The organism is Terrabacter sp. MAHUQ-38, from assembly GCF_014518425.1.
Lineage (GTDB): Bacteria > Actinomycetota > Actinomycetes > Actinomycetales > Dermatophilaceae > Terrabacter.
Map to the genome: position 1 here is coordinate 40,386 of NZ_JACVCU010000008.1, position 20,606 is coordinate 60,991.

Sequence of the window (20,606 nt, forward strand, 5' to 3'; positions counted from 1 at the left end):
GTCTCTGCCGGCATGCCTCAACGGTAGTGGGCACGGGACGGACAGGCGCTTCTCGCCGGGTTCCTCTACCTTTGGTAGCCATGTCGACCGAGACCCGCACCTCCACGAAAGCCCCCAAGCCTCGGCGAAAGCTCCTCATCGCGGCCGCGCTCGCCGCCTTCGCCATCGGCACGACGGGCGCCGTCGCGTTCTGGTCGGGCGACAGCTGGAGCGACGAGGCGATGTCGTCCGCGTTCCCGGGCCTGCCGGGCGGCGACTGGGCGAGCACCCCGTCGGCCGACGGCTGGGGCGATGCCACCTCCTCGAGCACGACCGCCGCCTCGAGCACCACCGCAGGCACCACGGGCACCCAACCGACAGCGACGGCCGTCGTCGAGCAGGCAACCGCCACACCGACGAAGGTGCCGACGAGCAAGGCTCCGGCCCCCGCGCCGTCCTCGACCGCGACCTCGACCTCACGCTCGACGGCCGCCCCGGCGCCGACCTCGACGTCGGCCCCGGAGCCCACCACGACGCACGACAACCCGAAGCCGAAGCCGACGAAGAAGCCCACGCCGACGAGCTCGCCCACCTCCTCCGACGACTCCGGCGGGTGCGTCCTGCTCGTCATCTGCTGAGGCGGCAGCACACCCGCCCGATCTGCTGAGGCGGCAGCACACCCGCCGGATCGAGGCGGTGCGCGTGGGAGCCTGAGCGCATGGACTGCGTCTTCTGCTCCATCGTCGCGGGCGAGACCCCAGCCGATGTCGTGCTCGACGAGCCTGACTTCGTCGGCTTCCTCGACCGGCGTCCGGTCTTCAAGGGTCACGTCCTGCTCGTGCCGCGCCCGCACGTCGACACGCTTCTCGACCTCCCGGAGGGGCTGCACGCGGGCCTGCTCGGCGCGGCTCGGCGACTCGCGGCCGCCGCCGTCGCCGGCCTCGGTGCCCAGGGCACGTTCGTCGCGGTGAACAACGTCGTGAGCCAGTCGGTCCCGCACCTGCACGTCCACGTCGTGCCTCGCACCAAGGGTGACGGCCTGCGCGGCTTCTTCTGGCCGCGCACGAAGTACGCGTCGGACGCCGAGTCCGCCGACTACGCCGCGCGACTGTCGGCCGTGCTGGAGTCGGTGCGCCCTCGTCAGTGAGGAGGGTGGGCATCCGTCGCGACGCGGGCGCCGAGGTCACGGCGCCGCGCGACCCGGCCTGGCGGCATACGCCCTCGGACGTGCCCCGCCCCGGCGTGTCCCCGGGTCGCCGCTTGTTTGCACTCTCACCCCGAGAGTGCCAATAATGGCGTTAGCACTCTCCCCGTGGGAGTGACAGATATGGACCGAATGCCGAGGGGCTGGGTTCGCAGCGACGTGAGCTGAGGAGTCCGGTCCCGTCCGTCGCGGGCGGTAGGCGGGCCACCACCAACGATTCGCGTGGGAGGAACCACCCGAATGGCCAAGACCATTGCGTTTGACGAAGAGGCGCGCCGCGGCCTCGAGCGAGGAATGAACATCCTCGCCGACGCCGTCCGCGTCACGCTCGGCCCGAAGGGCCGCAACGTCGTCCTGGAGAAGAAGTGGGGCGCCCCCACCATCACCAACGACGGCGTCTCGATCGCCAAGGAGATCGAGCTCGACGACCCGTACGAGAAGATCGGCGCGGAGCTCGTCAAGGAAGTTGCCAAGAAGACCGACGACGTCGCCGGTGACGGCACGACGACGGCGACCGTCCTCGCCCAGGCCATGGTGAAGGAAGGCCTGCGCAACGTGGCCGCCGGCGCCAACCCGATGGCCCTCAAGCGCGGCATCGAGAAGGCCGTCGACGCCGTCTCCGCCCGCCTGCTCGAGCAGGCCAAGGAGGTCACGACCAAGGAGCAGATCGCCTCGACCGCCAGCATCTCGGCGGCCGACGAGGAGATCGGCGCGCTCATCGCCGAGGCGATGGACAAGGTCGGCAAGGAAGGCGTCATCACCGTCGAGGACTCCAACACCATGGGCCTCGAGCTGGAGATGACCGAGGGTATGCGCTTCGACAAGGGCTACATCTCGGCGTACTTCGTCACCGACACCGAGCGCATGGAGGCCGTCCTCGACGACGCCTACGTGCTCGTCGCCAACTCCAAGATCGGCAACATCAAGGACCTCATCCCGCTGCTGGAGAAGGTCATGCAGTCGGGCAAGCCGCTGCTGATCATCGCCGAGGACATCGAGGGTGAGGCCCTCGCGACGCTCGTCGTGAACAAGATCAAGGGCACGTTCAAGTCCGTCGCCGTCAAGGCTCCGGGCTTCGGCGACCGCCGCAAGGCCATGCTCACCGACATCGCCATCCTCACCGGTGGCCAGGTCATCTCCGAGGAGGTCGGTCTCAAGCTCGAGAACGCCACCCTCGACCTGCTCGGCCGGGCTCGCAAGGTCGTCGTCACCAAGGACGAGACGACCATCGTCGAGGACGCCGACGACCGCTCGCAGATCGAGGGCCGCATCGCCCAGATCAAGGCCGAGATCGAGAAGTCGGACTCCGACTACGACCGCGAGAAGCTCCAGGAGCGCCTCGCCAAGCTCGCCGGCGGCGTCGCCGTCATCAAGGCGGGCGCGGCCACCGAGGTCGAGCTCAAGGAGCGCAAGCACCGCATCGAGGACGCCGTCCGCAACGCGAAGGCTGCCGTCGAGGAGGGCATCGTCGCCGGTGGTGGCGTGGCCCTCATCCAGGCCGCCAAGGCGCTCGACGAGCTCGTGCTCGAGGGTGACGAGGCGACCGGCGCGAACATCGTGCGCGTCGCGACCGAGGCTCCGCTGAAGCAGATCGCGATCAACGCCGGTCTCGAGGGCGGAGTCGTGGCCGAGAAGGTGCGCGGTCTCGACGGCGGGCACGGCCTCAACGCCGCGACGGGCGAGTACGGCGACCTGCTGGCCGCCGGCATCATCGACCCGGTCAAGGTGACGCGTTCGGCACTGCAGAACGCCGCGTCGATCGCCGCGCTGTTCCTGACCACCGAGGCCGTCATCGCCGACAAGCCGGAGAAGCACGCCCCGGCCATGCCGGGCGGCGACGACATGGGTGGCATGGGCGGCATGGGCTTCTGAGCCCACTCGCTCCAGCGACACGACCGAAGGGCGGTTCCCCGCGAGTGGGAGCCGCCCTTTGGCGTACCCGATGCCGTATGCCGTGTGTCCCGCCCCGCTCAGCGGGCGAAGAGGGCGCGCGTCGCGTTCTCGTGCTCCGCGTAGGCCGTCGACGCCTTGAGGGTGAGCCGGCCGACGTCGGCGAGGGCCGCGGTCATCTGGGCCTGGATGCGCTGATAGTCGTGCATGACGCGCTCGAACTCCACCTTGGCCGGGCCCTGCCAGTCGGCGCCCATGCCGGCGAGGCGGCCACGCAGCTCGGCGGTGCTCGACGTGATGGTGTCGGCGAGCCGGTTGATGTCGGCGGCTGCGGCGGCGATGCGTTCGGTGTCAACGACGGAACGGGACATGGGTCTCTCCTCGATCGGTGGCCGACCGGACGGTGGCCTCGTGCGTTCGAGGCTAGGTCGGGCGGGGGAGCGGCGGCCGGCGTCATCCACAGGCGCGGGTGACACCTTGCTGGCCTAGGCTTCGAGCCATGACCGTGTGGATCGACCAGCCCATCTGGCCCGCCCACGGTCGGCTCTTCGCGCACCTCGTCAGCGACACGTCCTACGACGAGCTCCACGCGGTCGCGCGCGCTGCACGGTTGCACCCGCGCTCCTTCGACGGCGACCACTACGACGTGCCGCAGGTTCGCTGGCAGGACGCCGTCGACGCAGGCGCCACGCCCACCACTGGCGTCGAGCTCGCCCGCCGGCTCAACGCGTCCGGCCTGCGGCTGCGCAAGCGCAAGCGGGACCGCGGGGTGCGCCGCGTCCTCGACGTCGCGTTCCCCAACGGCGCCAGCGACGTCGACCTCGTCGCGTCCGACGACCCCCTGGACCCGTCGCGTGTGCTCGCAGCCATGGTCTTCGTCCGCGACCGGCGCGGCGACTTCGTCGTCGTGCACAGCGTGCGGCGCGGCGAGTGGGGCTCGCCCGGCGGGTGGCGCGAGGAGGACGAGACCCCCATCGAGAACGCCGTCCGCGAGACCCTCGAGGAGACCGGTCTGCGGCTGCGCCTTGCCGACGTGTTCGCCTGCGGCTACGAGCGGTTCACGCCGCGCACCGCCGACAACCTCTTCACCTCGGAGCGGCCGTTCCTCCAGGTGTTCCGCACCCGGCTCGACGAGGTCCGGCCCTCACTGACCGACGGTGACGACGGCATCCACGAGACCCGATGGGTCACGCCGGAGGAGTATGCGGAGCTGTGCGGGCACCTCTTCTGGTGGCCCCTCGCGGTCGAGGTGTTTCCCGACCTGCGCGGTCTCGCCCGCCACCCCTGAACGCGCGTATGCCGCCCACCGAGGTGGACGGCATACGTCGGCTTGCGTCGTGGGCTCGTCTGCGGCGCAGGCGAGCCCGGGCGTCAGCGGTAGTTCGTGAAGGTCAGTGCGACGTCGAGGTCGGCGGCCTGGAGCATCCGCTGGACGGCCTGGAGGTCGTCGCGGGACTTGCTCGTGACACGCAGCTCGTCGCCCTGGATCTGGCTCTTGACGCCCTTGGGCCCCTCGTCGCGGATCAGCTTGTTGATCTTCTTCGCGTTCTCCTGCGAGATTCCCTCCTTGAGGGGCGTGTCCAGGTGGTACTCCTTGCCCGAGAGGCGGGGCCCGGCCTCCGGGACGTCGAGGTGCTTGAGGCTGACCTTGCGCTTGACGAGGTGGGTCTTGACGACGTCGAGCACTGCCAGGCAACGCTCCTCCGTGTTCGCCTTCATCTTGATGACCTCGCCGGTCAGGTCGATGGAGGCGCCGACGTTCTTGAAGTCGTAGCGCGTCGCGAGCTCCTTGCTGGCGCTGTTGACCGCGTTCGCGATCTCCTGCTTGTCGAACTTGCTGACGATGTCGAAGGAGGAGTCGGCCATCGGTGAGGTCCTTCCGGATGCTGTGGGTCTGGGCTGTCGGGCGGGTGTGCGCGGGGGGCCGCGGACACGCGAAAAGCGTCGCCGTGGCCCGATTTCGGACCACGCCCGATCTCTTGCTATCCTTCCAGACGCACCAAGGCAGGTTGTCCGAGCGGCCAATGGAAACGGACTGTAAATCCGTCGCGAAAGCTACGAAGGTTCGAATCCTTCACCTGCCACCCTGTGATGTCTCAGGAGATCGGCGACAGTGGCCCTACGGAGACGTAGGGCCACTGTTGTTTTGTCTGGGGTGTTGTGGCTGGTAATGGCGGCTGGGGTCGAGGGTGAGCTCGCGCGGGATCTCGCCGGTGGCGGTGTCGACGATGGCGCTGTCGAGGTCTTGGACCAGGAGTCGGACGTAGGTTCCGGTGTGGGTTCGGCCGATGCCGATGCCGATGTGTGTAGGCGGCCGTTGTGGCGCAGGGTGAGGTCGCGGGCGACGTCACCATCGCCCTGCAGTACGGCTCGGCCGGCCGACCCGAACACCGCTACCGCTGGGTCCTGCTTCGAGTCACCGCGGCTGACGATCATGCCGCGTCGGGCGCATTGGTGGACGACGGCTGGCTGGTAGTCGCGGATGTCCACGACCAGCTCCTCGGCCGTGAGCAGCAGCGACGGGCCGGCCATCGCAGCGCGCGTCGCCTCGAGGTCCTGCGACAGCGCGCACCGGCAGGCGATGGGGCGGTCTCGGTTGGGCTCCCGACTCGGCGGCCCACCTCTCGTCGACGTTCTTCTGCTGCTCGTTCTCGGCCCACAGTTCAGCCTGCTCGCCGTCCGCCACGGCCACGACGTAATGCGCGATGTGGTTCCATGCGTCCCACTGTTGATGCGCGTGTCCATGCGGCCTGGACTCCCTGCGCATACTTCGCAAAACGCTGCGACCCCCCGTCGTCGACGGCTACCTTGTGCTCGGCGTCCCGGTCGGGGCCTCGTGGAGGGGGTTGCGGCCCGGGACGCCACCAGCCGCCACCCCAGCGTTGGCGATAGCGACTTCGTACTTACCGCCTCGTCCGGTCTGCGGTGACGAGCGCTCACCATGGATGCGGCACCACCGGTCACCGATCCGCGGCCCCCAGCAGTGGAGCGCCCGCCCGGGAGCGGTGTCCCAGGAGCTGGCGGCGGGAGTTCCACGCGCGTGCACCAGGTTCGTGCTGCGGACTGCGCGTCAAGGGCCGAGTCGGTGGACCTTCGCAGATGTGTGGCGTCGCTCGGCGTGTGCAGATCGCACATGCCGACCCCGGAAATGGGCAGTCCGCCCATTGTAGGTCTGCGGCGGCGACCTTACTTTGGCCGGACCCAACATCCCACGGAAGGACATCAGTCATGGCTCACGCAGACGACTTTGCGCTCTCGCGAGTGGCGCCGCCGGCGCGACGGCATTGGTTCGGTATCGCAGTGCAGCGATTCGGCCAGGTCAGCGCCCTTTCACAGTTCCTGCTGGGCGCGACGCTCGGCTTCAGCATGACCTTCGGTAACGCGGTGCTCGCCTTCCTCTTCGGCTCGATCATCCTCGAGGTGATCATGTGCGTGGTCGGCATGGTCGGGCAGCGGGAGGGGCTGAACACCGCACTCCTCGCGCGGTGGACAGGGTTCGGAGAGGTCGGTGCGTCCCTTGTCGGTCTCGCCATCGGGATCAGCCTCATCGGCTGGTTCGGCATCCAGTCCGCGATCTCTGCCGAGTCGCTCGACGCTCTCATGCCGGGCGCGCTTCCGGCGTGGGCCTGGTGCCTGATCTTCGGCCTCATCGTCACGGCGATCGTGGCGGTGGGCTTCGGCGGGATGCAGTGGCTGGCAAACGTCACCGTGCCGCTGTTCCTCGCCCTTGTCGGCTGGTCGATCATCTCCGAGCTGAGCCGCCACTCCATCGGCGACCTGCTGGCGTCGCCCCCACCGGGTCCGGCGATCACGGTCGGTCAGGGGACGGCTGTCGTCGCGGGCGGCCTCATCGTCGGCGCCATCATCACGGCGGACATGACGCGCTTCAACCGCTCGGCCTCGGACGTCGTCAAGCAGACCGTTGTGGGAGTCACCCTCGGGGAGTTCGTCATCGGCCTGGCAGGGGTGCTGCTGGCCCACGCCGCGGGCACCGGCAACATCGTTGCGATCGTCACCTCGTCGGTCGGCCTCATCGGCCTGCTCATCGTCCTCACCGGAACCTTGAAGATCAATGACTGGAACCTCTACTCCTCCTCGCTCGGTCTCGTGAACTTCGTGTCGACCGCCTTCCGGCGCGACCTGCACCGAGTGACCACGACGATCGTTCTCGGTGTTGTGGGATCAGTCCTCGCCGCAGCGGGCATCCTCGGTCACTTCACAGATTTCCTGATCGTCCTTGGCGTCGCCTTCCCGCCGATCGCGGGGATCATGATCGCGGAGTACTTCATCGTCAAGCAGTGGCGCGCCGACTTGGACGCGACGCGGGCGCTGGGCACTCTGCCCGCCACGGCGCCGCGACTAGTGCCGGCCACACTCGTGGTCTGGGCGATCTCCGGTGCAGTGGGCTACTTCGCTACCTGGGGCATCCCCAGCATCACCTCACTGGTGCTGTCGGTCGTCCTCTACACCATCGCCGGCAAGCTCGGCCTCATCCGCGGCATCGGGATCGCGAACACGAGGACCGCCGACGCGCTCGCCGACGCGCTCCCCGAGTCGCAGCCGGTGCGCTGACGTATCGCCCATCAGAACGCTAGGAGAGTCATGCACATCGGAATCGACGTCGGCGGGACGAACACGGATGCCGTCCTCATGGAGGGCACCCAGGTCCTCGCCGCGGTCAAGGAGTCGACCAGCGAGGACGTGACGAGTGGCATCGTCAGCGCCATTCAGCAGATCCGCGCACAGCACCACTTCGAAGGCGCCACGATCCACGCCGTCATGATCGGGACCACCCACTTCATCAACGGGCTCGTCGAGGCCCGACGTCTGGCCCCGACCGCCGCACTGCGCCTCGGCCTACCGGCCACCCGTGCCTTGCCGCCCTTCGTGGACTGGCCAGCCGGGCTACGCGCGGCCATCTCCGGCCGTGCATACCTCGCCCACGGGGGCTACGAGTTCGACGGCCGACCCATCTCTCCGATCGACCACGAGGAGCTGAAGCGGCACGCCGCCGACATGGCCGCCCACGGCATCCGCTCGGTCGCGATCTCGTCCGTGTTCAGCCCCGTCAACCACGACCTCGAGGTCGAGGCGGCCGCAGTGATCTCTGGCGAGCTGGGTCCTGATGTGGCGATCTCGCTCTCGCACGAGATCGGGCGGATCGGTCTGCTGGAGCGGGAGAACGCCACGATCATCAATGCTGCCCTGAGGGAGATGGCGGTCTCGATCGTCGATGGCCTGACCGCGGCCGTGCGCGCGCACGGAATCGACGCGCCGATCTTCCTCAGCCAGAACGACGGAACCCTCATGGATGAGGACTTCGTCCGCCGCTACCCCGTGGCCACCTTCGCCTCGGGCCCGACCAACTCCATGCGAGGAGCCGCTGCCACGAGTGGGCTGGAGACCTGCGCCGTGGTCGACATCGGTGGAACGACATCGGATGTCGGCCTGCTGGTCAACGGTTTCCCGCGAGAGACCACGACCGAGGTCAAGGTGGCGGGGGTGCGGACAAACTTCCGGATGCCGGACGTGCTCTCCATCGGCATCGGAGGCGGGAGTCACGTCGACCCGGCCACTGCCGAGGTCGGACCGCATTCAGTCGGGTACAAGCTCACGTCCGAGGCCCTGGTGTTCGGCGGGTCCCAGCTGACGGCTACGGATCTCGCCGTTGCGGCGGGACGAGCCGACGTCGGGGATGCCTCGTTCGTTGCCCATCTCGACCGGGATCTGGTCAAGCGTGCCCTCGACCGGGTCGCGGATCGCATCGCTGAGGCAGTCGACCGCATGCGCACGTCGGCCGAGCCGATCCCTGTCGTTGCCGTCGGTGGCGGATCCATCCTCCTTCCTGACGAGATCCCCATCTTCGGAACGGTCCACCGCCCCGAGAACTACGCGGTGGCCAATGCCATCGGTGCCTCCATCGCACAGGTCGGCGGTGAGATCGACAAGGTCATCGCCGTCGATCCGGGTCGCCGCGACGGGATCCTGGACGACGTGCGCCAAGAGGCGGTCGACAAGGCAATCGCCGCAGGAGCGAGCCCGTCGACCGTGAAGATCGTCGACTTCGACCAGGTGCCGATTCCCTATCTGCCGGGCAACGCGACCCGGATCAGGGCCAAAGCAGTCGGCGACCTCGACATGGGGGCGTGACGATGGCCTGGACACTGCATGCGGACCAGGTCCCTGACCTGGCCAGGGGGGCCGCGGTCCTCGGAACGGGCGGTGGGGGAGACCCTCACATCGGAGCCCTGCTGGCCAGTCAGGCTCTCACCGAGCATGGGACGGTCGAAGTCGTCGGCATCGACGAGGTGCCCTCGGACGCCCGCGTCGTCATGGTCGCGATGATGGGGGCACCGACTGTCATGGTCGAAAAGCTGCCGTCGCTCGACGAGGTCGTCACCACCGTGCGGGCGCTGGAGCCGTTTCTTGACGGCCCGGTCACTCACATCGCTTGCGCCGAGGTGGGCGGGGTGAACTCCACCATCCCGGTCGTTGCGGCTGCCGCGTTGGGACTGCCGCTCGTGGACGGCGACGCCATGGGGCGCGCCTTTCCCGAGCTCCAGATGGTTCTGCCGACTCTGGCGGGAGTAGCCGCCAGCCCCATGGCCTTCGCTGACGACAAGGGCAACACTGGCGTGCTCACCACGATCGACAACGCATGGGCTGAGCGGATCGCCAGGGTCGCGTGCGTTGAGATGGGCTGCTCCGTGATGGTCGCCCTCTTCCCCCAGGCCGGTGCGCAGCTGAGCCAGACGATGGTGGCTGGCTCGCTCAGCAAAGCAGCGGCCATCGGCCGGACCATTGCTGCGGCCCGAGATGCCAACGAAGACCCAGTGGCTCGCGCTGTCGACCAGCTGGCGGGACGGGAGCTCTTCGCCGGCAAGGTTGTCGACATCGAGCGAGCGACCACCACCGGATTCGCGCGTGGCCGCGCTCGGATCGAAGGCGAACTCGGTGGCATGGAGCTGTCGTTCCAGAACGAGCACCTTCTCGCGCAGGCGGACGGGGTGGTACTCGCCACCACCCCCGACCTGATCATCGTGCTCGAGCACGACTCCGGGGAGCCGATCACCACCGAGGGGCTGAGGTACGGGCAACGTGTGAGGGTCATCGCCGCTCCGTCCGACGAGCGATGGCACTCCGCCGAGGGCTTGGCCTTGGTGGGGCCGCGCTACTTCGGCTACGACATGGACGCACATCGCTTCGACGGGGCACGGGAGGTCGCCTGATGAGCTGGCAGATCACACGAGACGACCTGGCGGACCTCGCGCGCGGCGCGACTCTCCTTGGCACTGGGGGCGGAGGAGACCCTTACATCGGGATGATGCTCGTCCAGGGCGTTCTCGGCGACGGTGCGATAACCATCCTCGACCCCGACGAGATCGCCGACGACCTCTTCGTCATCCCGACGGCGCAGATGGGCGCCCCGACCGTCATGATCGAGAAGATCCCGGCTGGTACGGAGCCCACGTTGTCCCTGCGCATCCTCGAGGAACACCTGGGTCGGACCGCCGACGCAACCATGCCCATCGAGTGCGGCGGCATCAATTCGATGATCCCGCTCATCGTGGCCGCCGAGACCGGTCTGCCGGTCGTCGACGCCGACGGCATGGGCCGAGCCTTCCCCGAGCTGTCCATGGAGACCTTCGCCGTCTATGGGGTGCACGGATCCCCCTTGGCCTTGGCAGGCGAGCGCGGTGAGCGGGTCATCATCGACACCGGCGACGACGACCGGCAGATGGAGTGGCTGGCCCGAGCGGTGACGATCCGCCTCGGTGGCGTCGGGCACATCGCCGAGTACGCCATGACGGGCGCTGATGTGAAGCGCACGGCAGTGCCACGCACCCTGTCCATGGCGCTGGCTCTTGGCCGCGCCATCCGCGTCGCCCGCGAAGAGAAGCGTTCACCGTTCGACGCGATCCAAGACACGCTCGCGACCACCTTGTACCAACATGTACGCACGCTCTTCGAAGGCAAGGTTGTCGATGTCGACCGTCGTACGACGGAAGGATTCGCCAAGGGAGTTGCCCGGATCGCTCCGGCAGACGGAGGGGCGGGTGAGCTCGAGATCCGCTTTCAGAACGAGAACCTCATCGCGTTGCGCGACGGGGACATGGTCGCCATCGTCCCGGACCTCATCTGCGTCGTGGACGGCGACTCGGCGGAGCCCATCACCACTGAGGGCCTGCGCTACGGGCAGCGCGTTCGGGTCTTGGGCATCTCCACGCCGGAGATGATGCGCACCCCGGCTGCTCTCGCCGCGTTCGGCCCGGACGCATTCGGCCTGACTGAGAGCTTCAGTCCCGTGGAGCTGCTTGCGAGTGGGGAAGTACGGCCGACAGCCGCATCCACCCTCGTTCACTGACGTACGCCCGGCCGCACCATGGGCGGCACCTGACCGTCGTGCCCCTACGCTGGTCAGGTGCCGCTGACACTTCATGCCGCGGACCTGCCGACGCTCTCGCGCGGATTCGCGCTGCTCGGCTCCGGCGGCGGGGGTTCCCCGCACGTGGCCCAGCTGATTCTGGCCCAGTCGGACGGCTGGCCCATCGCAGTACACAGCATCGAGGAGCTCGAGCCGGCAACGCCCTGTGTCGCCGTCGGCTACATCGGCTCCACGCTGCTGCTCGAGGAGCGCCTGCCTGACGGCGAACCGTTCATGCCAGCCATCGCGGCGATAGAGCGCTGGCTCGGTGTGGACACCTCGGCCGTGTGTTCCATCGAAGGGGCAGGGCTGAACGGTCTGTCGACCCTTCAGCTGGCGCCTCACCGGGCGATAGTTGACGCCGACTGCATGGGGCGAGCGCTCCCTGACCTCGACCAGATCTCCCTCCTCGTCGATGCTCTGCCGGGGCTGGTCGCCGCCACCCCTACGGGTGCCGGGGGTGTGGCGCTGGTGCATGGAGCCCGGCCGGAGGACGTGGAGCGGGTCCTGCGAACCGCAACGTCGTGCAACGGGGGATGGGCTGGTTTCGCGCTGGGAGGGTTTCACGTTGGCGACCTCGTGGACCACGCCATCCCGGGCGGCATCGAGCGAGCACAAACTCTGGGGCAGGCCATGCTCGCGGCGGATGCGCTGAGGCCTGAGGAGCTGGCGACGTCTCTGCACGGCTCCCTGCTTGGCGTAGGCCGAGTCGTGGCCAGCACGCCTGAGCCGGGCACGGCAGGGGCCCACTCCTACGATGTGCGCACGGATGGCGCGGATGTGCTTCGACTTGTGGCGCGTTCGGAGTTCATCGCGCTCGTGTGCAACGGAACCGTGGTCGCCGCGAGCCCGACCATCATCGCTGTCCTCGACACCGTCAGCCGTGCCGCTCTGCAGGTTGACGAGCTTGCGGTAGGAAAGGACGTCATCATCATCGGGCTACCTGCTGCCGCTTGGTGGAGGTCCGACTCGAGGAGGCTCGCAAGGGCTCGCCCCAGCCGTTGGGGCATCGTCGGGCTGGAGGAAGTGTGCTGAGCGCCGGACTGACCCTGGAGGCGCTGCTCGAGCATCAGGACGCGGGCGGCTTGACCGTCGTCAGCGGCTCTGAGGGCAGCTGGGCCACTGTCGCCGTCGAGGTCAGAGAGCAGGACCTGCCAGATTCGGTCACCGACGGACTCGCCGTGATTGTCATGCCTGCCCCCGCCGTGTCCTGGCAGACGGATGCCTTGGTCCGACGCGTCCGAGACAGGGGGTTCACAGGGCTCGCTCTCACCGGCGAACCGATGGGTGCAGGCAGCCGAGCTCTCGCGGAGCGACTCGGTGTCCTGGTGATGCACGTCGATCATCCGACCCGGCTGGCACGCGCCTGCTGGCAGCTTCTGGAGGCGCGTGACGCGCTCACGCTGTCCACCGTCCAGAAGATCGCGCGCTCCATCGAGTACCAGGCACACGACCTCGGCGACCTGCTCGCACACGTCGCGGCCAATGTGGGTCACGGCATCGCGTTGATCGACCGCGAGGGAGTCCTTCAGGGCGCTGGTGATCCCGTTCCCGACTCTGTGCTTCGGTCGATCGACTTCGGCCACTGGCTGGACATCGCGGAAAGCAGCGAAGGTTTCGCAGCCTCTGTCCCGGTCGCGAGCCGGAGCAGGCACGGTTTGCGAATCGCCTTGCACGGCAGGAACGCCGGCATCGTGCACCGCAACGCGCTCGCGACGGCGGTTGAGGTGCTGATGCCGATCGTTGCCGCCAGGCTCCTGGTCGACGAGGTCGAGTCCGTCAGTGACGTGTCCCGATCATCAGGGCTTCTGGGAGACTTCCTCGAGAGCCACGGAGGCCTCAACCCTGAGGTTGAACAACGGATGCTCGCGCGCGGATGGCGTGTCAGCGGCTACCACCTCGGCTTCCGCATGGTGGGTCGAGGTCGTGTTGACCCGATGGAGCTGCTCCGGCTCCTCACGTCCAAGCTGGCTCTGCTCCCGGTCGACTCCCACGCCACGACCCGTGGCGCCGGCGTCACTGGCTGGCTGACCGTCGCTCACGCTCCGACTGCCGCGCAGCTCGCCCATCACATCCGCGCGCTGCATGAGCTGCACGCCTCAGCGTTGTCCACTTTTCCCATCGCCACCGGCGTTGGCTCATTGAGGTCAGGAAGCGATGGGCTTGCCACCACACTTGGCGAGGCGCGCGACGCGGCGAGGCTTGCTACGGACCGCGCACGAGCCGGCTGGTTCGTCTCGATCGACAGCCTCGGTCTGGAGCAGCTGCTGCTCTCATGGACGAGCAGCGACACGTTCGCTCCCGCCGCACAGTCCCTGCTCGGCCCGTTGAGTGAGACGGAACGCCACACTCTGGCCGCCTACCTGGACGAGGAGTCGTCGGTCCTCGCAACGGCTAACCGCCTTGGCCTTCACCGCAACACCGTCTCAGGCCGCATTCAACGCATCCAAGCCGCTCTCGGCGCCGACCTCAGCGATCCCGAAACACGGTTGGCCCTTCAGCTGGCATGCCGGGTCTCTCGCGGTTGACGTCGACACGGACATGGACGAGATCCTGGACCGGATGGGGCGGGAGCAGGTCAAGCGGATGCCCGTCATCGAAGACCACCAGCTCGTCGGCATGATCAGCGAGGCCGATCTCGCGAAGCACCTGGACGACAAACGACTCAGCACCTTTGTGGAGCGCGTCTTCGCGCATGCGTGACGGCGCCTCGGGACCAGGCGAGCCGTCCGGACACTTCATCGTCCGGACGGCTTCCTATCACCGGTCGCGCCTTTGCCTGTCGCCGATGGTCTTGAGACACCTGTAGCGCTCGATCGTGCTCACCGAGGAGATCTTCGGGCCGGTCATGTCAATCATTCCGTTCGCGACGCTCGATGAGGCCGTGCGCGCGGCGAACGACAGCGTGTACGCCCTCCAGGCAGGTGTCTTCACCACGTCGCTGGACACCGGCTTCCAGCTCGCGCGGCAACTCGTGGCCGGCGCCGTCGTCGTCAACGAGACCAGCGACTACCGCATCGACGCCCTGCCGTTCGGCGGCTTCAAGAGCTCGGGCATCGGCCGCGAAGGCGTGCGCTTCGCCGTCGAAGCCATGACCGAGCCGAAGAACGTCATCGTCAACCTGGGCTGCTGACCGCACCGCTTCCCTTGCGACTCGTAGGAGCGCGGCGGTTGTTCGGAGCGCCGCGGCGTACCGTCCTCGGCTCGAACAGCGAATTGCATTGTCTGGCCTGTAAATCCGTCGCCTGCCACCCAGTGCTCAGATGGGCCTCGGACCAGCGGAAACGTCGGTCGTAGGCCCTTGTGCTGCGGGAGCGAGCGTTGGCGCCGACACCATCGATAGCCGGCGGGCGGAGTGGATCCGTTCTCGCAGGCACGAACCGTCGAGGTGGATGAGGTGGCCGGACCGGGTCCGGCCCAGGATCGAGTACGTCCACCAGCCGTCGCCGTGGCAGGAACCCCCCCACTCGTAGCCCTGCGACGCGATCTCGGCGTTCATCGTGACGAGCAGATGAACGGGAATCGGCACCGGGACAACCGGCTGTGGCTCGAGCCTGGGACCCCAGATGAGGCGCTCGGGTCCGTTGCCCGAGGACGTGTCCGGCTCGGGTGCCGGCTCCAGACCGGTGTCCCTGTAACCGAGGAAGACCGGTTCGAGGCACATGAGCGCTTCGACCATGCTGTCACCGGAGTCGGGTTGCGGGTTGCGGGCAGCGAGTCGGAGCCTCGGCACGCGAGTGCCGCCGGAGAAGGCGCTGCCCAGCTGCGCGCGGCGGTCGTCCTGGCCTCGAGCTCGAGCAGGGCTGCGAGGGTCAGTGCGCCGCCGCGTGCGAGGTCCTCGCTCCGCACGCTGACATCGGGGCCGCCCACGAGATGGACCGCGAGCAGAACGGCTGCCCTGGGTCTCCACGGTGCGTTGGGAGCGGGTCGCCCCGCTCCCATTCCGTCCGTCTGGTCCGGCCCGGCTCAGACGTGGAGCACGTGCTCTTGGCGGTAGCCGGTCGTGAGATCGGTGAGGGACAGCTCGATGATGCCGGCCGGGTCGACGGTATAGCGCTCCTCGAGCAGCGGGCCGGACTCGAGGCGGACGATGGGGAGGCCGCGCGCGAGCGACGACTCGACAGGGGTGCCGCTCCCGGAGAGGCGATGGTTCCGCTGGAGCTCTGGGTCGAACGGGAAGACGATCTGGGCCACTGGGGCGAGATCCCCGCGCGGCTCGCCCTGGTCGTCGACCGAGGAGTACTCCACGAAGCGGAACCAGCCGATGTTGTGAGCGGCCCGATAGCGGCGGGTCACCACGACCGGCTCGGCGGATGCCGGCTCGCCCAGCGCATCGGCTGTCATCAGCGAACGATCCAGCACCGGGTCGAAGGACACGGCTGCCCCGCCCTCGCGCTCCCGGAAGACGCCGAAACCGCGCGAGAGCCGGTCGTGCAGCGAGAACCCCGCGTCGGGGTCGGCCGCGATGGCCAAGCCAACGGCAGTGGAGGCGCTCGGCATGGGGGAGCGGTGCACGCGGCGACCGAAGCGTGACCGCAGCAGACGGGGGACCAGCGGCAGGCCGCTCGCCCCGCCGACGATGTAGATGCCGGCCACCCCCTGGAGATCGTCACCGTCCCCCTCAGGCGACCGCAAGGACTGCACCAGAGGATCCATCGCCTCGGTCGTCGCCGCGACGAGTGGGGTCACGGCGGCGTAGAAGTCGTCGACAGGGACGGTTACCGCGGTGCTGGGCTCGTCGTCGGCCGCGGGCACCTCGACGGCGACCCGGCGGGACTGCGGACCGATGCGCTCCTTGGCCTCGCGACACTCCTCGAGCAGGCTCGCCCACGACGCCTCGGACAGCTCGGTCCCCGAGCGGCCGGCCACCCGCAGGGCGGCCGCGGCCAGCTCCTTGTCGAAGTCCTCCCCGCCGAGCCGGTTCACGCCGAAGGAGTCGAGCACCTCGTGGCGGGTGCCCGACAACTGCAGCAACGACGCGTCGAAGGTGCCGCCGCCGAGGTCGTAGACGATCACGAGGTCGCGGCGGGACGTGATCGAGCGGGCCTGCCGATGCGCGAACTCGAAGCTTGCAGCCGATGGCTCGTTGACCAGACCGGCCACGTCGAAACCCGCGCGCCGGCACGCCTCCAGCGTCAGGAAGCGCTGGGCGCTGTTCGCCTGGGCCGGCGCACCCACCATCGCGCGGGCCGGGGCTGCCCCGTCGAGCCGGCCCTCGATGCTCGACGCGCTCCGGAGCGCGTCCAGCACGGCTGCGAAGAAACCGGTCAGCACGTCGAAGAGCGGCACCTCGCGGTCGCCGAGGCGCATCAGCGTGGCCGGGGTGATCCCGGGCTCGGCGAGCAAGCGCTTGAACGAGCGCGCGGACGGCATACCGCGTCGAGCCGCCTCCAGCGCCGCGAAGCCGTACACCAGCGTGCCGCCGTCGTCCGCGACGACTGAGGGGAAATGGTCCCGGGCGTCGCCGTGCTCGTCGAGGAAGGAAACCACTGGGTAGTTGCCGCGATCGGCGTAGGCGACGACTGTGTGCGTGGTGCCGAAGTCCAGCCCGAGATCCATCCCCCAAGGCTAGGCGGCTCCCGTCGAGACAACAGGTCTGGCCCAGATGCCGGCGCACGGCCTCTACCCTGCCGATTGGCCGGCTCAGAGCGGGCACGCAGCCTGGTTCAGCTCGCTTTGAGCTCCTGGGCGAGCATCACGATGATGCCGCTGGGTCCGCGGACGTAGGTGAGCCCGTAGAGGTCCTCGTGGGTGGCCACCCAGCGCAGCGGGTGGAATCCGTGCTTCGCGACGATCTCGAGGGCTTCGTCGATGTCGTCGACCGAGAAGGCTACTCGGTGCATGCCGATCTCGTTGGGCCGCGTGGGCGCCGTCTCGACGGCGCTGGGATGGATGTACTCGAAGAGCTCGAGGCGACCGTGGCCCGATGGGCATGCGCTGCACGCTACCGAAGCGAGGGAGAGAGCGCCCGAGTCACGAGCGCGTTCCCATGCCTGTCCTCGATGTCAAAGATGCGGTGGCAGGGGGGAGCCGAGGGTCCGCAGCTAACCTGCGGTCATGCTGGATGTTCATCGCCTGGTGCTGTTACGCGAGGTCCACCTTCGAGGCAGCATCACCGCCGCGGCCCGAGCGCTGTCGTATACGCACTCAGCGGTCTCCCAGCAGCTGTCCCTGCTGGAGAAGGAGGCGGGGGTGCCGCTCCTGGAGAGAGTGGGGCGGGGAGTGCGTCTTACGCCGGCCGCCGAAGTGCTGGTGGACCACGCGAACGGCATTCTGACCATCTTGGAGCACGCCGAGACGGATCTGGCGTCCAGCCTCAGCCAGGTCCGGGGAACCTTGCGGCTGGCGGCATTCACCACGATCAGCCGCAACGTCGTCCCTCACGTGATCTCTGCTCTGGGCAGAGAACACCCTGGCCTCGATGTGCGCTTCAAGCAGGTCGAGCCCGAACAAGGGCTGCTCTTGCTCTCCTCGCGTCGTTTGGATGTCCTCGTCGTTGACAGCTATCCGGGGACATCGCAGGTGGTCCCGGACGAGCTGCACGCGGATCTGCTCATGGACGACCCGGTCCGGGCCTACCAGCCCGTTGGTGCGGAAGGCAGCACCTTGGAAGGTCTGCGCCGCCTGCGGTGGGTGGTGGAGCCCAGCGGCTCCGAGGCGCGCGAGTGGGTTCGTCGCGTGTGTCGGGAGCATGGCTTCGAGCCGGACATAGCCTACGAGTCTGCCGATCTGCTCTTTCATCTGCGCATGGTGGAGTCCGGGCTCGCGGCGGCGTTCCTTCCGGATCTACTGGTCCGAGGTGAGGGTGCGCAGCTGACGCCCTCTGCGGTGCTGGGCACTCAGCAGCGACGGCAGATCTGGTTGATCTGTCGCGCGGGCGCGGAACGACGGCCAGCAGTTCAAGCGTGTCGCGACGCATTCATGCTCCAGCTGGAGTCGCCGGGTTTCCCTTCTGGGTCCAGCTAGTCGTCCACAGGGATTCCACGGTTCGGCCGCACCTCCGCGACACATGCCCCGGCACAGCCGGGATCCGGCACCTCTCACCCGAAAGCTTTCCTAACAGGAGCCGGTCAACAACTGTCGCTTTTTTTGTCTCTTCACGCGCCCTATCGTCCCTTCAGCGGCTCAGAACGAAGGACATGTGACAGTGCGCAGGCTTCCCCTTGCCGACCGGTCGGCCGGTCTCGTCGGGTCGATGATCGACTCCTCGACCTCGCTGCTCGCGCGTCAGACGCATGACATCGTGCGGTTCGCGATGGGTGCACCGAGTGACGACCTGATGCCGGTGGAGCTGTTGGACCGCTTCGCCGCGCATGCCGTGCCGGGCAAGTACAGCTACGGTGCGTCGGAGGGCGAGCCCGACCTGGTGGGCGAGATCCTGAAGCTGCAGACCGAGCACGGGTACTCCAGTGGGCCGGGCCGCATCACGATCACCACGGGCGGCATGCAGGGGCTGGACCTGGCCTTCAAGCTGTTCGTCGACCCGGGTGACCTCGTGGTCGTGGAGGGACCCACCTACACCAACGGCAACGCGACTGCCTTGTCCTATGGCGCCGACCTGCTGGAGGCGCCGGTGGACGGGGACGGCCTGGTCGTCGAGGCTCTGCCGGAACTGGTTGCGCGGGCCGGGCGTCCGCCGAAGGCCATCTACACGATCCCCAACTTCCAGAACCCCTCGGGCGTGACGCTGTCGCTGGCCCGACGCGAGCTCCTCCTCGAGCTCGCCGCGCAGTGGGGAGCCGTCATCATCGACGACGACCCGTACGGTCTGCTGCGGTTTGACGGCTCCCCGATCCCGGCCCTGAACGAGCTAGATCCCGGGAACCCGCTCATCTTCTCGGTGCGCACGTTCTCCAAGATCCTGGCGCCCGGGCTGCGGGTGGGATGGGTCGACGCGGACGCGAGCCTGCAGCCGTTCCTGATCAATGCCAAGCAGGCCATGGACACGTGCACGAGCGTGCCGGCGCAGCGTACCGTCGCAGAGTTCCTCGCCGGTGGGCATCTGCAGCCCCACCTGGACCGGGTGCTGGGCCTCTACCGCCAGCGCAAGGAGGCGATGGGGGCCGCGCTCGTCCGCCACTTCGGCGACGCCGTCCGCGCCACGGACCCGGACGGCGGCTTCTTCCTGTGGGCAACCTTCGCCGATGCGGCCGTGGACACCTCCTCCCTCTTCGAGTCCGCTCTGGCCGAGGGCGTCGCCTACATCCCCGGGCCGGCGTTCTCGACCAACGACCACTTCCACGATGCCTTGCGCCTCTGCTTCGCCACCTCGACGCCGGGACGCATCGACGAGGGCGTCGCCCGGCTCAAGACTGCCGTGGACAGGATCGGGGCCGACCGGTGAGCCGCCGAACCGCCATCGTCACCGGGTCGACGTCGGGGATCGGCCACGAGATCGCTCGCCGCTTGCACGCCGACGGCTTCAACGTGCTGGTCACCGGCCGCGATGAGACCCGTGGGGAACGGGTCAGCGAGGAGCTGGGGGAGCACGTCGTCTTCGTTGCGGTGGACTTGACCAGTCCGGGCGGGCCGGCAGAGCTCGCGACCACCGCGATCGACCGCTTCGGGCGTCTGGATGTCGTGGTCAACAACGCCGCCATCGATCACGCCGACGACCTCCTCGAGGCGCCCACGGCAGACGTGCGGCGCGTCTTCGAGGTCAACACGATCGCGACCATCGCGGTGCTGCAGGAGAGCGCGAAGCGTATGCAGCACGGCGGGGCGATCATCAACATCACCTCGCGACTGGCCTCCATCGGGGTGCCGACGATGGGCATCTACAGCGCCACCAAGGGCGCGATCAAGGCTCTGACCATGTCGGCCGCCGTCGAGCTCGCCCCCCGCAACATCCGCGTCAACGCGGTCGCTCCGGGCATGACGCGCACGCCCTTGTACGACGCCTGGCTCGACGACCAGGCCGACCCGGAGCAGACCGAACGCGACGTGGTCGCCGCGATCCCGCTCGGCCGGCTCGCCAGCTGCGCGGACGTCGCCGCCGCAGTGAGCTTCCTGGCCTCCGAGGAAGCCGCCTACATCACCGGGGTCTCCATCCCCGTCGACGGCGGCTACACCGCCCACTGACCCACCTTCGCCACACGAAAGGACGCT

General features: G+C 68.4%; 19 protein-coding genes, 1 tRNA gene and 1 pseudogene. 16 read left to right on the forward strand and 5 right to left on the reverse strand.

Translation table 11 applies throughout. The features are described 5' to 3' along the window. The first annotated feature begins 80 nt into the window (after window positions 1-80). The 3 genes from H9I49_RS22185 to groL all read left to right on the forward strand — a co-directional run bounded on the left by H9I49_RS22185 (window position 81) and on the right by groL (window position 3,055). Entirely contained in the window at window positions 81-617 is a 537-nt protein-coding gene (locus H9I49_RS22185; RefSeq protein WP_188032586.1) for a hypothetical protein, read from the forward strand. A gap of 80 nt (window positions 618-697) precedes the next feature. Continuing rightward, window positions 698-1,126: an HIT family protein gene (locus H9I49_RS22190; protein ID WP_188032587.1), complete on the forward strand. Its 429-nt coding sequence runs from the start codon at window positions 698-700 to the stop codon at window positions 1,124-1,126. A 297-nt stretch (window positions 1,127-1,423) separates the two neighbouring features. Next, entirely contained in the window at window positions 1,424-3,055 is a 1,632-nt protein-coding gene (gene groL / locus H9I49_RS22195) for a chaperonin GroEL (RefSeq protein WP_188032588.1), read from the forward strand. A gap of 98 nt (window positions 3,056-3,153) precedes the next feature. On the opposite strand, the gene H9I49_RS22200 is transcribed toward groL, so the two are convergent. Then, window positions 3,154-3,444, reverse strand: coding sequence for a WXG100 family type VII secretion target (locus H9I49_RS22200; RefSeq protein ID WP_188032589.1), 291 nt, complete (start codon window positions 3,442-3,444; stop codon window positions 3,154-3,156). Between the two features lie 128 nt (window positions 3,445-3,572). Here H9I49_RS22200 and H9I49_RS22205 point away from each other — a divergent pair, with 128 nt between their 5' ends. Beyond that, complete coding sequence (locus H9I49_RS22205) at window positions 3,573-4,361, forward strand: DUF4031 domain-containing protein (RefSeq protein ID WP_188032590.1); 789 nt, start codon at window positions 3,573-3,575, stop codon at window positions 4,359-4,361. Window positions 4,362-4,444: 83 nt separating this feature from the next. On the opposite strand, the gene H9I49_RS22210 is transcribed toward H9I49_RS22205, so the two are convergent. Next, a complete protein-coding gene (locus H9I49_RS22210; RefSeq protein ID WP_188032591.1) occupies window positions 4,445-4,939 on the reverse strand; it encodes a YajQ family cyclic di-GMP-binding protein in 495 nt (164 codons plus the stop codon). Between the two features lie 137 nt (window positions 4,940-5,076). Between H9I49_RS22210 and H9I49_RS22215 the strand changes: the two genes are divergently transcribed. The 9 genes from H9I49_RS22215 to H9I49_RS22255 all read left to right on the forward strand — a co-directional run bounded on the left by H9I49_RS22215 (window position 5,077) and on the right by H9I49_RS22255 (window position 14,631). Next, window positions 5,077-5,157 (forward strand) — tRNA-Tyr (locus H9I49_RS22215). A 1,144-nt stretch (window positions 5,158-6,301) separates the two neighbouring features. Next, window positions 6,302-7,645, forward strand: coding sequence for a cytosine permease (locus H9I49_RS22220; protein WP_188032592.1), 1,344 nt, complete (start codon window positions 6,302-6,304; stop codon window positions 7,643-7,645). Between the two features lie 30 nt (window positions 7,646-7,675). Next, window positions 7,676-9,223 (forward strand): hydantoinase/oxoprolinase family protein, encoded by a 1,548-nt coding sequence (locus H9I49_RS22225; protein WP_188032593.1) that lies wholly within the window; start codon window positions 7,676-7,678, stop codon window positions 9,221-9,223. Window positions 9,224-9,225: 2 nt separating this feature from the next. Beyond that, complete coding sequence (locus tag H9I49_RS22230; RefSeq protein WP_188032656.1) at window positions 9,226-10,302, forward strand: DUF917 domain-containing protein; 1,077 nt, start codon at window positions 9,226-9,228, stop codon at window positions 10,300-10,302. Then, a complete protein-coding gene (locus tag H9I49_RS22235; RefSeq protein ID WP_188032594.1) occupies window positions 10,302-11,438 on the forward strand; it encodes a DUF917 domain-containing protein in 1,137 nt (378 codons plus the stop codon). Before H9I49_RS22230 ends, H9I49_RS22235 begins: the two co-directional genes overlap by 1 nt. Window positions 11,439-11,495: 57 nt before the next feature. After that, window positions 11,496-12,533, forward strand: coding sequence for a DUF917 domain-containing protein (locus H9I49_RS22240; RefSeq protein ID WP_188032595.1), 1,038 nt, complete (start codon window positions 11,496-11,498; stop codon window positions 12,531-12,533). Further along, on the forward strand, window positions 12,527-14,026 hold the full coding sequence (locus H9I49_RS22245) for a PucR family transcriptional regulator (protein ID WP_370587700.1): 1,500 nt from the start codon (window positions 12,527-12,529) through the stop codon (window positions 14,024-14,026). Before H9I49_RS22240 ends, H9I49_RS22245 begins: the two co-directional genes overlap by 7 nt. Window positions 14,027-14,039: 13 nt before the next feature. Next, a complete protein-coding gene (locus H9I49_RS22250) occupies window positions 14,040-14,201 on the forward strand; it encodes a CBS domain-containing protein (RefSeq protein ID WP_188032596.1) in 162 nt (53 codons plus the stop codon). 115 nt (window positions 14,202-14,316) lie between these two features. After that, window positions 14,317-14,631, forward strand: a complete 315-nt coding sequence (locus H9I49_RS22255; RefSeq protein WP_223129108.1) for an aldehyde dehydrogenase family protein — start codon at window positions 14,317-14,319, stop codon at window positions 14,629-14,631. A 126-nt stretch (window positions 14,632-14,757) separates the two neighbouring features. Here the strand turns inward: H9I49_RS22255 and H9I49_RS22260 are convergent, their stop codons facing one another. From H9I49_RS22260 to H9I49_RS22270, 3 genes and pseudogenes are all read right to left on the reverse strand, one after another. Beyond that, entirely contained in the window at window positions 14,758-15,177 is a 420-nt protein-coding gene (locus tag H9I49_RS22260; RefSeq protein ID WP_188032597.1) for a hypothetical protein, read from the reverse strand. A 287-nt stretch (window positions 15,178-15,464) separates the two neighbouring features. Next, the gene (locus H9I49_RS22265) at window positions 15,465-17,057 is read right to left on the reverse strand and encodes an Hsp70 family protein (RefSeq protein WP_188032598.1); all 1,593 of its coding nucleotides are present in this window, start codon (window positions 17,055-17,057) and stop codon (window positions 15,465-15,467) included. A 107-nt stretch (window positions 17,058-17,164) separates the two neighbouring features. Next, a pseudogene (locus H9I49_RS22270) lies at window positions 17,165-17,428 on the reverse strand (VOC family protein); the annotation flags it as partial. Between the two features lie 127 nt (window positions 17,429-17,555). On the opposite strand from H9I49_RS22270, the gene H9I49_RS22275 reads away from it, so the two are divergent. The 3 genes from H9I49_RS22275 (at window position 17,556) to H9I49_RS23530 (ending at window position 20,579) form a co-directional block, all read left to right on the forward strand. Further along, window positions 17,556-18,464: a LysR family transcriptional regulator gene (locus H9I49_RS22275; RefSeq protein WP_188032599.1), complete on the forward strand. Its 909-nt coding sequence runs from the start codon at window positions 17,556-17,558 to the stop codon at window positions 18,462-18,464. Between the two features lie 229 nt (window positions 18,465-18,693). Continuing rightward, window positions 18,694-19,842 (forward strand): PLP-dependent aminotransferase family protein, encoded by a 1,149-nt coding sequence (locus H9I49_RS23525; RefSeq protein WP_223129125.1) that lies wholly within the window; start codon window positions 18,694-18,696, stop codon window positions 19,840-19,842. Then, window positions 19,839-20,579, forward strand: coding sequence for an SDR family oxidoreductase (locus tag H9I49_RS23530; protein ID WP_223129109.1), 741 nt, complete (start codon window positions 19,839-19,841; stop codon window positions 20,577-20,579). Before H9I49_RS23525 ends, H9I49_RS23530 begins: the two co-directional genes overlap by 4 nt. Window positions 20,580-20,606 lie beyond the last annotated feature (27 nt).